Origin of the sequence: Mesorhizobium sp. M0244 (assembly GCF_040321795.1) — a bacterium.
GTDB lineage: Bacteria > Pseudomonadota > Alphaproteobacteria > Rhizobiales > Rhizobiaceae > Mesorhizobium.
This window is the reverse complement of sequence record NZ_JAMYSE010000011.1, coordinates 92,513-105,860: the sequence shown is the minus strand read 5'-3', so window position 1 is coordinate 105,860 and position 13,348 is coordinate 92,513. Positions and strand designations below refer to the sequence as shown.

General features: G+C 63.8%; 11 protein-coding genes and 1 tRNA gene. 8 read left to right on the top strand and 4 right to left on the bottom strand.

Annotation, left to right across the window (positions count from 1 at the left end):
- Positions 1–7: 7 nt before the first annotated feature.
- Positions 8–928 (bottom strand): oxygen-dependent tRNA uridine(34) hydroxylase TrhO, encoded by a 921-nt coding sequence (trhO, locus tag NKJ08_RS11160; protein ID WP_352524592.1) that lies wholly within the window; start codon positions 926–928, stop codon positions 8–10.
- A 169-nt stretch (positions 929–1,097) separates the two neighbouring features.
- On the opposite strand from trhO, the gene NKJ08_RS11155 reads away from it, so the two are divergent.
- A complete protein-coding gene (locus tag NKJ08_RS11155) occupies positions 1,098–1,736 on the top strand; it encodes a 2-dehydro-3-deoxy-phosphogluconate aldolase (RefSeq protein ID WP_352524594.1) in 639 nt (212 codons plus the stop codon).
- A gap of 59 nt (positions 1,737–1,795) precedes the next feature.
- On the opposite strand, the gene NKJ08_RS11150 is transcribed toward NKJ08_RS11155, so the two are convergent.
- From NKJ08_RS11150 to NKJ08_RS11140, 3 genes are all read right to left on the bottom strand, one after another.
- Positions 1,796–1,869: transfer RNA gene (locus tag NKJ08_RS11150), tRNA-Gln, on the bottom strand.
- 112 nt (positions 1,870–1,981) lie between these two features.
- Positions 1,982–3,820 (bottom strand): peptidoglycan L,D-endopeptidase MepK, encoded by a 1,839-nt coding sequence (gene mepK, locus NKJ08_RS11145; RefSeq protein ID WP_352781763.1) that lies wholly within the window; start codon positions 3,818–3,820, stop codon positions 1,982–1,984.
- 359 nt (positions 3,821–4,179) lie between these two features.
- Positions 4,180–5,742, bottom strand: a complete 1,563-nt coding sequence (locus tag NKJ08_RS11140) for a sigma-54-dependent transcriptional regulator (RefSeq protein ID WP_352524597.1) — start codon at positions 5,740–5,742, stop codon at positions 4,180–4,182.
- A gap of 152 nt (positions 5,743–5,894) precedes the next feature.
- On the opposite strand from NKJ08_RS11140, the gene NKJ08_RS11135 reads away from it, so the two are divergent.
- From NKJ08_RS11135 to NKJ08_RS11105, 7 genes are all read left to right on the top strand, one after another.
- Entirely contained in the window at positions 5,895–7,730 is a 1,836-nt protein-coding gene (locus NKJ08_RS11135; protein WP_352524598.1) for a M3 family oligoendopeptidase, read from the top strand.
- Between the two features lie 372 nt (positions 7,731–8,102).
- Positions 8,103–8,909: a helix-hairpin-helix domain-containing protein gene (locus NKJ08_RS11130; RefSeq protein ID WP_352524600.1), complete on the top strand. Its 807-nt coding sequence runs from the start codon at positions 8,103–8,105 to the stop codon at positions 8,907–8,909.
- A gap of 170 nt (positions 8,910–9,079) precedes the next feature.
- Positions 9,080–10,240, top strand: coding sequence for an aminodeoxychorismate synthase component I (locus NKJ08_RS11125; RefSeq protein ID WP_352524602.1), 1,161 nt, complete (start codon positions 9,080–9,082; stop codon positions 10,238–10,240).
- Entirely contained in the window at positions 10,189–10,851 is a 663-nt protein-coding gene (locus NKJ08_RS11120; RefSeq protein WP_352524604.1) for an aminotransferase class IV family protein, read from the top strand. The genes NKJ08_RS11125 and NKJ08_RS11120 overlap by 52 nt, the downstream gene beginning before the upstream one ends.
- A gap of 19 nt (positions 10,852–10,870) precedes the next feature.
- Entirely contained in the window at positions 10,871–11,158 is a 288-nt protein-coding gene (locus NKJ08_RS11115; RefSeq protein ID WP_352524605.1) for a YciI family protein, read from the top strand.
- Positions 11,155–12,111 carry a heme-dependent oxidative N-demethylase family protein gene (locus NKJ08_RS11110; RefSeq protein WP_352776744.1) on the top strand — a complete coding sequence of 319 codons (957 nt, stop codon included), beginning with the start codon at positions 11,155–11,157 and terminating at the stop codon, positions 12,109–12,111. Before NKJ08_RS11115 ends, NKJ08_RS11110 begins: the two co-directional genes overlap by 4 nt.
- Positions 12,095–13,333, top strand: a complete 1,239-nt coding sequence (locus NKJ08_RS11105) for a hypothetical protein (protein WP_352524608.1) — start codon at positions 12,095–12,097, stop codon at positions 13,331–13,333. Before NKJ08_RS11110 ends, NKJ08_RS11105 begins: the two co-directional genes overlap by 17 nt.
- Positions 13,334–13,348 lie beyond the last annotated feature (15 nt).

Below are 13,348 nucleotides of genomic sequence, written 5' to 3'. Positions count from 1 at the left end.
CGTGAAGCTAACTTCCGATGTGGCGATCGCCGCGCGCTTGCGCCAGCTCGACCTGGCGCTGGCGCTCGGCGTAGCGGGCGCGATCTTCGTCCGAGCGGGCATCGAAGCAATGCGGGCATGAAACGCCGGCGGCGTATTTCGGCGACAGCCGGTCTTCTGCTGTCAGCGGATGCCGGCACGCCCGGCAGAGTTCCGCGTCGCCTTCGACCAGCCCGTGCGATACCGAAACGCGCTCGTCGAAGACGAAGCATTCGCCTTGCCAGAGGCTTTGTTCGGCGGGCACGTCTTCGAGATACTTCAGAATGCCGCCCTTGAGGTGGAACACATCCCCGAAGCCGAGCGACTTCACGTAGGCCGTCGCCTTTTCGCAGCGTATGCCACCGGTGCAGAACATGGCGACCTTGCGCCCGTCGAGCTCGTCGCGATGCTGCTCGACCCAGGCCGGGAATTCGCGGAAGCTGGCGGTGGCGGGATCGACAGCGCCCTTGAAGGTGCCGAGCGACACCTCGTAGGCGTTGCGCGTGTCGATGACGATGGTGCCTGTATCTGAGATCAATGCGTTCCAGTCGGCCGGTGCAACATAGGTGCCTGCACCTGCCGCCGGATCGATATTGTCCACGCCCATGGTGACGATCTCGCGCTTCAGCCGCACCTTCATGCGGTGGAACGGCATCGCTGCGGTGCTGCTGTATTTGATCTCGAGGCCGGCGAGACCTTCGATGGATTCGAGATGATTGATGAGCGCGGCGATTGCCGCTTCACTGCCGGCGAGCGTGCCGTTGATGCCCTCACGCGCCAAAAGCAGCGTGCCTTTGATGCCGCGTGCACAGCAGAAGGCGGCGAGCGGCGTGCGTAGTGCCTCGAAGGCGTCGAGCCGGGCGAAGCGGTAAAGCGCGGCGACGCGGAAGGCTTGGCTGGACAGTGTCATCACCGAGCCACTAAACGCTCACGACAGCCGTTTCAAGGCAGAGCCGAGAGCGTTCTACCCGCGGTCGGTTTGGAACACCACGCGTGACATCGCGACACGCCGCGTTTCGTGGACAGAAAAACCGCCTTCTGCTAACCGGTCGAATTGATCAACAGAGGAGAGACGACGAATGCCCAGCACGACCGAAAAGCTCCTGTCGCTCCTCGATGGCCAGCCGGTCATCCCAGTGCTGAAGATCGCCAATCTCGCCGACGCGGTGCCGCTGGCCCGGGCGCTGGCCCGCGGTGGCCTGCCGGCGATTGAGATCACGCTCCGCACCGCCGACGCGCTGGAGGCGATCCGCCGGGTGGCGGGCGAGGTCGAAGACGCCGTCGTCGGCGCCGGCACCATTTTGGACGCCCGCCAGTTCGGCGAGGCGGCGGCAGCCGGCTCGAAGTTCATCGTCAGCCCCGGCATCACCCGCGAGCTTCTCGCGGCAGCCAAGGACAGCGATGTGCCGTTGCTGCCCGGCGCCATCACGCCGGGAGAGGTCATGGCCGCTCGCGAAGCCGGCCTGCGTTTCCTGAAGTTCTTCCCGGCAGAACAGTCGGGCGGCATCGCCTCGCTCAAGGCATTCGCCTCGCCGCTTGCCGACGTGAAATTCTGCCCGACCGGCGGTATCACCGGCAAGAATGCCGCCGACTATCTCAGCCTGCCCAACGTCATCTGTGTCGGCGGTTCCTGGGTGGCGCCGGACGATCTGGTCAAGGCCGGCAAATGGGACGAGATCGAAGCCTTGGCACGCGAGGCGCGCAAGCTCGGGCGCTAGCATCTCCTGCATGAAAAACCCCCCGCCGATCTGGCCTACTTCCGATCTGGTTCGCCGGCTGGTTCCCGCTCATGGGCTCGAACCACGATTCACGCCTTCAAAGGGCGCTGTCCTACCATTAGACGAAGCGGGAGAAATGCTGCCTGTTGGGTAGCATCCCAGCGCGATAGAAGCCAGTGCCAACAGTGGAACGGATGACACGCCGCGCGGTTGCCAGCGCGGCCTTAATGATGTTTGCCCAGCCGTTACTTGGTCTGGAATCGGGCCACCGACATGAACTTGACGGCCTTGCCGGTGAACCGATTGGCGTCGGCCATCTCGTTGCCTGGCTGGAAGCCTACGGTATAGACCTCACTCGGCGCCGTGCGGACGAAGTCGTAGGCGTAGCGCGGCGCCGTTGTGGCATCTGAAACGCTTGCGACATACTCGCCGCTGTGCAGCGCCCAACGGGCAGCCTGCGGCGCGGCAGCGACCACCACCGGCTTGGGGCCAGGTTTCAGGTCGTGGGCGGTGGGCCTGGGTTCCTTGCGTGTGGTCTTCACGCCCGCACCGATGACGGAAGCCGGATCGGAACCGGCCGGGCGGGCAACGATAGCCTCGCGCGGCGATGCGCCATCGTCGCTCGCCGGTTCCTCGAACACCGATGCTTGCTCGGAAAGCGAAGCGACCTGGTATTTGTCGGTCGCGCTGACCCGCTCCAGAACGGCCTTGACCTCGTCGGGCTGGGAACTGTCGGGCCGCGCCGACGGCAATACCGAGAATGCGTCGGTGGCGGTGTTGCTCCGCTCGGTCGCACTCGCCAGCGCCAGCAACACTTGCTTGTCCTGCGGCGCAAAATCGGCCGGCGCAGCAGCGGCTGGCGTAAGATCGGCCGTCAGCGAATGATCGGGCCGCCAACTCGGCACGGGAATGTTGTTGGCCGCGACCTGCACCGGATCGGCGACAGCGGACGGTGCCGCCGAGCCAAAAGGAACACTTGCCGGGGCCTGCGCGGTTGCCACCGCCTGTTCGGTGGACCCAGTCGCGTCCGCCACCCCGAACGGAATGTTTTCAGGCGGTTGGGCGCCGATGTCGGCCTTCGGGCGCGGAGCAAAATCAGGCAGCGGGATGCTGCGCGCCGGCAATGCCGCGATGATCGTCTCCGGCGTGTCATTCTCCGGTTCGGGCGCAGGCGCCGGAGCATCGGCGACTTCCGGAATCGCGGCGCGCTTGGCATCCTGAGGCGCCACGATGGCGATGCCAGGCAGGTTGTTGCTCTTGGCGGCCGGCGCCGGCTTCACGTTGCGAGGCTTTGGCGCTGGCTCGGCCATCGCCACATCGGCGCTGTCGTCCGCCTCGTCGTCGCCGCCGCCGAAGAAGGCCGCCAGGAAACCGCGGGATTTTTTGCCACCGCCGCTTGCGCTGGCCAGTTCGATGGCCGGCGCGCCGGCGCCCTTGCGGGCCTTGTAGGAGGCGAGCGCCTGTTGATAGCCAGGCAGCGGCTTGCCGTCGCTCGGCACATGCAGCGTCTTGCCGTTGGGGAACACGCGCGCCAGTTCCTGGCGGCTGATGCCGGGCCAGTGGCGCACATTGCCGACATCCATATGCACGAAGGGCGAGCCGGAGCTGGGATAGTAGCCGACGCCGCCGCCCTGCATTCTGAGGCCGATGTCGCGCAGCTTCTTCAGCGGCACGCCGGGAATGTAGAAATCCATCGCCCTGCCGAGCATGTGCTGACTGTTCTCGGCGACGCCCCTGCTGCGGCTGCGCAGCATCGAATTCGTCGACGGCGAACGATAGCCGCAAACGACCTGGATGTAGTCGGTTGCGCCGCTCTCCCGATAAGCCTCCCAGACCAGGTCCAGCAGGCGCGGATCCATCTTGGTCGGCTCGTTACGACGCCAGTCGCGCAGGATGATGTTGATCTTTCGCAAGCCCGCCTGGTCGTAGCGGCCATTGCGCTTGTAGACGATCTCCGCCTTTTCATGCGTGTGGAGATGATAGAGCTTCAGCGAACGTGTCTCGGCGCTGGCGCCGGTTGCCGCCGCTGCAAGGAACCCGACGGCAACAATCACCGCTGCCAGCCATCTCGGCCAGACGCTCATGTGATAATGCCGCCCGTTTTTGTGTCGTTCGATTCTGTTCAAATCAAAAGGCCTTGCAGGCTGCCGTTTTGTCCCCGGATTTGACCAAACGGATGCGTGGTGTGTGCATCCGAATATCGATCCTAATGGTTAATCATCGCTTATTGAAGCCGAAATGCGGTAACACGGTGGCGATATCCCGCCAAAAATATTGCGCCGGATATCTTGGTAAACCGCTGGTTTAGATCATGTTTCGGCGCTTGCCCGAAACACGATCTGTTACCGTCCGCCTTAATACGTGAACGCTACGGCGAACACCTCGTTTCAAGGCGCAATTGCTTCGAATGATGTCCGGATGACAATCGGCTTGGCCCTGTGCCTCAGGAAGCGAGCCGCTCGACGCGGCCGGTTTCCGGGTCGATGCCGTATTCCTTGAGCTTGCGGTAGAGCGTCGACCGGCCGATGCCGAGGCGGCGGGCGACCTCACTCATCTGGCCATTATAGTGGTCGATGGCGAGCTTGATCATTTCGAGTTCGACGTCGGCCAGCGCACGCACATTGCCGCGCTCGTCGAGCGCCCGCAGCGTGCCGAAGCGCGGCCTGGCCAGCGCATCGGGTTCGGCCGCGGCGATGCCGCAGGCGGCCGGTATGCTGTCACGCGACTGGCTGCCCGCAGGCAATCCCGAACCTGGCAATCCGGAAGCTGGCAACCCGGAAGCTGGCAGCGCGACGTCCGCATCGAGATTGACCGTGCCCTCGACCTGCGCCCGGATCTGCGGGAATTCTTCTTCGGTCAGCATGTCGCCTTCGGCGAGCACCGAAGCCCTGAAGACGGCGTTTTCGAGCTGCCTTATATTGCCCGGCCAGTCATAGGCCTGCAGCATGGCGAGCGCCGCAGCCGAGATGCCCCGCAGCCGGCGACGCGGGTCAGTGGGCGCCACCTTCTCCATGAAGTGCTCGACCAGATAGGGGATGTCGTCGCGACGGTCGCGCAATGGCGGCACGACGATCGGGTAGACGTTCAGCCGATAGAACAGATCCTCGCGAAACTTGCCGTCCTTGACCTGCTGCAGCAGGTTGCGATGGGTTGCCGAGATCAGCCTGATGTCGACCCTGACGGTCGAGCGCCCGCCGACCGGATCGACCTCGCCGTCCTGCACGGCGCGCAACAGCTTGACCTGCACATCAAGCGGCAGGTCGCCGATTTCGTCGAGAAACAGCGTGCCGGAATGCGCTTCGACGAACTTGCCGGTGTGTTTTTCGGTGGCGCCGGTGAACGAGCCCTTCTCGTGACCGAACAGGATCGATTCGACCAGATTGTCGGGAATGGCGCCGCAATTGACGGTGACGAAGGGTCTCGAGCGGCGGTCGCCGCTGCCCTGGATGGCGCGCGCCACCAGCTCCTTGCCGACTCCGGATTCGCCCTCGATCAGGATCGGGATGTTGGACGCCGCCGCCTTGCGGCCGAGCCGGATCACCCGGTCCATCGCCGGGCTGTGGGTGATCATGTCCTTGAACGTCAGATGGCCGCCGCGCTGCCGTGACGAGCGCTTCACTTCGCCTTCGAGCGCTTCGACCTTGAGCGCGTTGCCGATCGACGCCTGCAGCCTGTCGGGCGAGGCCGGCTTGACGACGAAGTCGAAGGCGCCGTGGCGCATTGCCGAAACGACGGTTTCGATGCCGCCCTGCGCGGTCTGCACGATGACGGGAATGTGGATGCCGCGCTCGCGCATCGCCTTCAGCACGCCGATGCCGTCGAGGCCGGGCATCATCAGGTCGAGGATGACCACCGAGACGTCGCGCGCATTGGGCCCGTCGACGAGATCGAGACCGGCCTCCCCGCCATCGGCGACGATCGCCGTGTGGCCGAATTTCGTCACCGCCGCCTCGAGCAGCCTGCGCTGCACCGGATCGTCATCGACTATGAGTATGGAAGCTGCCATGACTGATCCGACCGTGCCCGCCCGAGAATGCGCCCTATGGATCATCTTGGCACAGGGTTCTAAATAAGGTTTCAAAAAACCCGGTGAACGAATTCCTTAGGATTTGACCGGCTTCTCGTTTCCTCGAATTTTCGTGTCTGGAAGGATCGGCAATGCGCATGGTTTTTGCTCGAAAGCTGGCGGCGGCGTCCGGTCAGGGCGTGGCGGAGCTTGGCGATCTGCCGGAATGGAATCTGGCCGATCTCTATTCGGGCATGGAAGCGCCCGAACTGAAGCGCGACATCGCCAAGGCCGCCGCCGATGCCATCGCCTTCGAGAGCCGTTGGAAAGGCACGCTCGCCGCCGAGGCCGGGCGTGGCAGCACCGGCAGGCTGGGCGAGGCGCTTCAGGCCTATGAAGCGCTGGAGGAGCTGATCGGCCGGATCGTCTCCTATGCCGGGCTTATCTATGCCGGCAACACGTCGGATCCGCAGCGCGCCAAGCTCTATGGCGATATCCAGGAAAAGATGACCGATGCCAGCGCGCACCTGCTGTTTTTCGCGCTCGAGCTGAACCTCATCGACGATAGCGCGATCGAAAACGCACTCGCCGCCGATCCGGCCTTCGCCCACTACCGGCCTTGGGTGCTCGATCTGCGCAAGGACAAGCCCTATCAGCTCGAAGACCGCATCGAGCAACTCTTCCATGAGAAGTCGATTACCGGGCGCGGGGCCTGGAACCGCCTGTTCGACGAGACGATGACCGACTTGCGCTTCGACGTCGACGGCGAGGAGCTGACGCTGGAGCCGGCGCTCAATCGCCTGCAGGACGCCGATGGCGAGGTTCGCCGCCGGGCGTCCGAGGCGCTGGCCGCCACCTTTCGGCAGAATTTGCGCGTCTTCACGCTGGTCACCAACACGCTGGCCAAGGACAAGGAGATCTCCGACCGCTGGCGCGGCTTCGAGGACATTGCCGATTCCCGCCACCTCGCCAATCGCGTCGAACGCAGCGTCGTGGATGCACTCGCCGCCGCCGTTCGCGACGCCTATCCGCGCCTGTCGCATCGCTATTACGCGATGAAGGCGCGCTGGCTCGGCATGGAGGTGATGAACCATTGGGACCGCAACGCGCCCCTGCCGGAGACCCCGCAGGCAGTCATCGGCTGGGACGAGGCCAAGAACACCGTGCTTTCCGCCTACCAGCGCTTTTCGCCCGACATGGCGGAGATCGCGAGAACTTTCTTCGACCGCAACTGGATCGATGCACCGGTGAGACCCGGCAAATCGCCCGGCGCCTTCGCGCATCCGACCGTGCCTTCGGCGCATCCCTATGTGCTGTTGAACTATATGGGCAAGCCGCGCGACGTGATGACGCTGGCGCACGAGCTCGGCCATGGCGTGCATCAGGTGCTGGCCGGCGGCCAGGGTGCCTTGATGGCGTCGACGCCGCTGACATTGGCCGAAACCGCATCGGTCTTCGGCGAGATGCTGACCTTCCGCTCGCTGCTCGAGCAGACCACCGACAAACGCGAGCGCAAGGCCATGCTCGCGCAGAAGGTCGAGGACATGATCAACACGGTCGTGCGCCAGATCGCCTTCTATGAGTTCGAGCGCAAGGTGCATGCCGAGCGCAAGAGCGGCGAATTGACCTCCGACAGGCTCGGCCAGTTCTGGCTGGAAGTGCAGGCGGAAAGCCTCGGGCCGGCGATCAAGCTGCGCGAGGGGTATGAGGTTTTCTGGACCTATATCCCGCACTTCATCCACTCGCCTTTTTATGTCTATGCCTATGCATTCGGCGATTGTCTGGTGAACTCACTCTACGCGGTCTACCAGAACGCGGAGCGCGGCTTTCAGGAGAAATATTTTGCCATGCTGCGCGCCGGCGGCACCAAGCATCATTCCGAGCTTCTGGCGCCGTTCGGCCTTGACGCGGCCGACCCTGCCTTCTGGCAGATCGGGCTTGGCGTGATCAGCGGACTGATCGACGAGCTGGAAGCACTGGACAATTGATGCGCAACACCGGGTGACCGGGTTTTCCAGAACAGTTTAGCTGCAATGCATATTGGCGATGGTTCTATTCTTGTCTTGGATATTTGTTCTTAAATAACTTTCCATGGAAGTTTTCCGTTAGATTCCCGTAAGCTGTATGATAGCGTCCGCCCTCAAGCTCAGCCGGGCACGAATGGGTCAGGTCGGAAAATCCCGACCGGTCATGGCGTGTCGGCGGATGCGACAACGGCTGTTGGCTAGGGGCAAACCGGTCGCCGACAGCTCGATCGAAGCCGGCTGTTCTGCAAATTGCGGAACCACCATCGAATGGTCCTTCGCTGAGGTCATGGCTCCAGGCCAGGGCGGACGGATCGGACTGGAGAGAGAAAGACAATGAGCACTTTTTTCTACATGCTCCTGGCGTTCCTGGTAGGTGTGTTGGTTGGCTGGTTCATTTGGGGACGCCTGCGTGGCGAGCTCGACAGTTTGCGCGGCGATCTCGACCGCACGCGCAGCGAACGCGACAGATTGCGGGCCGATAGCGACCGTCTGACCGGTGAGTTGGATGCATGCGGCCGCGCCCGCGCCGACCTCGAGCGCCGGCTGGGCGAGGCGCCAGCCGCCCAAGCGCCAAGCGCCAAGATGCAACCCGCCAAGACGCAGACCACCGCCAAGGCCGGCGCGACCAAAGCAGCGATCCAGGCGCCGTCAACCCTGATGTCGACATCCGCGCCGGCCAAACCGGCGCCGAAGAAATCCGCGGCGGCCGCGACCATGCCACGCGCAAGTGCCGCGAAACCGGCAACGCCGAAACCGCCTGCATCGAAAGCGAGCGCCGCACCCAAGATCGCGCCAGCGGCAAAAAAGACTGCGCCAGCGGCAAACAAAGCTGCGCCAGCGGCAAAGAAAGCCGCGACCGGCAAGGTAACAGCCGCAGCAGCCGGCAACGCCAACGATCTGCGTCGCCTGATCGGCATCGGCCCGACCAACGAGCGGCTGCTCAAAGGGCTTGGGGTCACGACCTACGCCCAGATCGCCGCCTGGACGCCCGACGACGTCAGGCGGATCGAGGCGACGTTGAATTTCGACGGCCGCATCGAACGTGAACGCTGGATCGAGCAGGCGAAACTGCTTGCCGCCGGCGACGAAAAGGAATTTGTGCGCCGCTTCCCGACCGCGGGGGAAGCCAGCAACACCTGATCCATCCCGGGACGGCATTTGGAACAAGGCGGCGCCCCTCGGGCGTCGCTTTTGTTTTTGCAGCCGCGCCTTTGCGTCTTGAGACGCCGTTCCCTCGATTGCGCACGGTCGAGCCCCCATATAGATCGATCGCTGGCGACCGCAGCATCCGAGCCTAATGTCCCTGCCCCATGTCCCTGCCTTCTGCAATATTCCGGAACGACGAGAGCGCGCGTCAGCTCGTTTTCGACCGGCCGGCCGAGATCATCGCGGCGCATAGCGAGCGGGACTTTTTGCCGGCGCTGGAAGCCGCGCAGGCCGCACATGACGGCGGCAAATGGCTGGCCGGCTATTTCTCCTACGAGGCCGGCTACCTGCTTGAGCCGAAGCTCGTTCCGCTGCTGCCGGCCGGCCGCCGCGCTCCGCTTTTCTGCCTGGGCGTGTTCGACGCGCCGGTCGAAGAGACGGTCGCGCCAGGTGATCTGCCGGCGACCAACGGCCCGATCTTCGATGCCCCAATCTTTGACGCCAAGGCGGTCTGGTCCTCGGACGACTACGCCAAACGCTTTGCCAGGCTGCACGATCATATTCGCAAGGGCGACTGCTACCAGGGCAATCTCACCTTTCCGGTCCACGCGCACTGGTCCGGCGATCCGCTGGCCGCCTTCGATGCGCTGACCGAACGCCAGCCGGTGAAGTATGGCGCGCTGGTCGCACTCGGCGAGCCGATCGTCTTGTCGCGTTCGCCGGAACTGTTTTTCGAGGTCGACGCCGAAGGCATGATCGAGACGCATCCGATGAAAGGCACCGCGCCGCGCGGCGCCACCAAGGCAGAGGACGATCGCCTGAAAACGTTCTTGCGCAACGACGAGAAGAACCAGGCCGAGAACCGGATGATCGTCGATCTCCTGCGTAATGACATTTCGCTGATCAGCGAGGTTGGCACGCTCGACGTTCCGGAGCTTTTCCGCATCGAGAGCTACCCGACCGTCCACCAGATGGTGAGCCGTGTACGGGCGACGCTTTTGCCCGGCCTCTCCATCCGCCAGATCTTCGCTGCGCTGTTTCCCTGCGGCTCGATTACCGGCGCACCGAAAATCCGCGCCATGGAGATCCTGCGTGATCTGGAAGGTGGGCCGCGCGACGTCTATTGCGGCGCCATAGGCTGGATCGCGCCCGGCGGCCGGATGCGCTTTTCCGTGGCGATCCGCACCATCTCGCTCTTTGCCGATGGCGAGGCCGTCTACAATGTCGGCGGTGGTGTCGTCTTCGATTCGACGGCCGAGGAGGAGTACCAGGAGTGTCTGCTGAAAGCCCGTTTCGCGACGGGAACACCGCCGATTTCGAACTGATCGAAACCATGCGCTGGGAACCCGGCTCGGGTTTCCTCCGTTTCGATCGCCATCTCGCGCGGCTTTACGGCTCAGCAAGCGAGCTCGGCTTCGCCTGCGACCCGCAAAGGGTCGGCGAAGCACTGATGAATGCGGTCGGCCGCCAGCAGATCGTGTTGCGCACCCGCTTGGCCCTGTCGCGCAGTGGCGAAGTAGCGGTTTCGGTGCAGCCCTACGAGCCGCTCGCCGCCGACAAGGTCTGGACCCTGCAGCTGGCGCGGGTGCGGCTCGCTTCGAGCGACATGCTGCTGCGCCACAAGACCAGCCGCCGACAAACCTATACGCGCGCCCGCGCCGAATATCTCGTCAGCCGGGCCGACGAGGTGCTGTTGGCCAATGAGCGCGGCGAAATCTGCGAGGGCACGATCACCAATGTCTTTGCCGATTTCGGCGACGGCGTGCTGGCGACGCCGCGGCTCGATTGCGGTCTGCTGCCTGGCGTCCTGCGCGGCGAACTGCTGGATCAAGGCCGCGCCCGTGAAGCGGTCTACACATGGAACGATCTGAAATCGGCCAAGGCGTTGTTCGTCGGCAACTCGCTGCGCGGATTGATCCCGGCAAGACTGGCATGATGCAAAGCGGGAGAATTGAATGTTCGTCGTTTCGCTGAACTACAAAGTGCCGCTGACCGAGATCGACCGCCTGCAGCAAGCGCATGTCGAATGGCTGAAGGCCTGCTACGCGGAAGGCATCCTTGTCGCCTCCGGGCCGAAGCGGCCAAGGACCGGCGGCATCATCATCGCGCGCGGTTCACGCGAGGTGCTCGATGCCAGACTGGCGGACGATCCCTTCGCCAAGGCAGGTGCCGCCGACTACGAAATCACCGAATTCACGGCGAGAATGGCCGCTGCCGCGCTGGAAGCCTACAAAGAAGCATGAGTTTCCGCCCCCCGACCCACACACCCTATGACGGCTCGTCGAAACTCTTCACCATCGGGCTGAAGCCGCTGGACCCGGCCGCGTGGATCGAAGCCGACGAATATCTGCTGCCCTACTTGGCCGAGAAACGCCGGCTTTATGCGGAAATTCCCGACAAGGTTTTTGTCGAGGAGCAAGGAACACGCGACGCTCAGCGCGAAGTGCTCGATCTGCTCGGTGCGCATCTGGCGGCGAACTTTCCCGGGGCCTACAGGCGCACCGACGAGGGGATCGAGGTGATCGGCGGCACCGACAATTTCGAGCGTGCAGGCACCGCAGGTCCTTTCAGCGATGCGCCGCTTGTCGCGGCCTCGCTGCTTGTCCAGGAGGATTTGATCCTGATGCGCCGCGACGAGAGCGGCTGGCGTCTGACCGCCGGCTCGCTCTGCTTCCCGTCGTCATGGTCGCTGATCGAAAAATTCGGCAAGCCGCTGCAGCAGATCCACGCGCCGGCACCGGGTTTCGGTCCAGGCACACGCCCGGCCGATCTCATCAACCGCATGTTCGACGGCCTCCAGGGCCAAGCCGTCGAGCGCTACAACTGGTCGATCCAGGCGGGCGACGCACTCTACCATCCGCTCTCCAACCTCGAACGCATCGACCGCGCCAGCAATCGTCCGTCGAGATTCCCGGACGGCGACATCGACGCCCATGCCTTTATCCGCGTCGAGCGGCAGACGCTGAGAAAGCTCCCCGTCTCGGGCGACATACTCTTCACCATCCGCATCCATCTCGACCCGCTCGCCGTGCTGGGGCGCCACCGCGACCGCGCGGCGCTCGCAGCGTCCTTGGCCGAACAGCTTCTGGCGTTGGACGAGGCACAGCTCGACTATAAGGGCCTGACAGCCGACCGTGACCGGCTGACGGAACGACTGAAAATCATGGCTCGGGGGAACGATGATTCAGTATCTTAGCAGACAGGTCGCTCTCGTGGCTGCCATCCTCGGACTATCGACGGCAGCCGAGGCCGAGCCGGTGACTTATTCCGGCAAGCTCGGAAAGAGCGATATCGTCGTCGAGTTCACCGGCGATCCCGCGGCGCCCGACGGCCCGCTGGCCGGCCGCTATTTCTACCGCTCGAAGGGCGTCGACATCCCGCTGCAGGCCAGGTCGCAAAAGGGCAGCAAGTTCGAACTGGCCGAGGAGGAGGAATGCGGCGCCGACAATTGCGGCGACGGAAAGGTCGCGCCGATTGCCGCCGTCTGGCGCCTGGCCTCTTCCGATAGGGGCAAAACCCTCGAAGGCAGCTGGAACGGAAAGCAGGCGCTGTCGCTCAGATTGAAGCGGGTCGCAAGTCGGGAGGCGACCGACAGCGAGCCCGGCAGCCCGTTCGACCTCCATGACTTCAGCGATATGACGTTCTTCGCCGATGACACGCCGATCACCATGGAAACGTCCCCCTATGACTACCTGCGGCTGGATACTCCGCTCGATACCGGCGAGACGGCCGGTTGGCCGGATGCGACCTACCACTACGTCGTCGACCCGCGCACCAAATTTGCCACGCCATGGATCGTCCAACTGTCCGGCAATGTTCCGGTCACGGCCGCGAATGCTTTGCTGGAAGACAGACGCCGGCGCGCAAATCTCGGCGCGCTGAGCTGCGCGGCGAGGCAATATGCCGGTTTTAACGAAGTCGGCCCGATCGACGGCGGGGATGACGACACGCTCGGCGGCTATGAAGACAGCCAATCCCAAGTGACCTCGCTGACACCGCGGCTGATGAGCTGGCAGGAGTCCGGCAGTCTCTTTTGCGGCGGGGCACATCCGACCAATTATTCGGACGCCTACATCATGGATGTGCGCCGCGGGGTTCTGCTTGGCCTTCAGGACATATTCTCGGATACGGTAGATGGCAAGCCCGGTCCTTCCCTCGTGTCCTTCGTCAAGCAACGGCGCAAGAAACCGACCAATCAGAGCGATATTGATCACGAAGCCGAATGCGGCATGGACGATCTCATCGGCGAAAATTTGGCGGCCAGCCTCTGGCGTGAGGGCGACAAGCAGGTCCTGGTGTTCGGACTGCAGGGGTTGCCGCATGCCATCCAGGCCTGCGGCGACGATGTGCTGGAACTGCCGGTCTCAGAGGTACGTGACCTCTTCAAGCCGGAATTCGCAAGACTGGTCGAGCCGTAGCCGCATGGCGCGGCG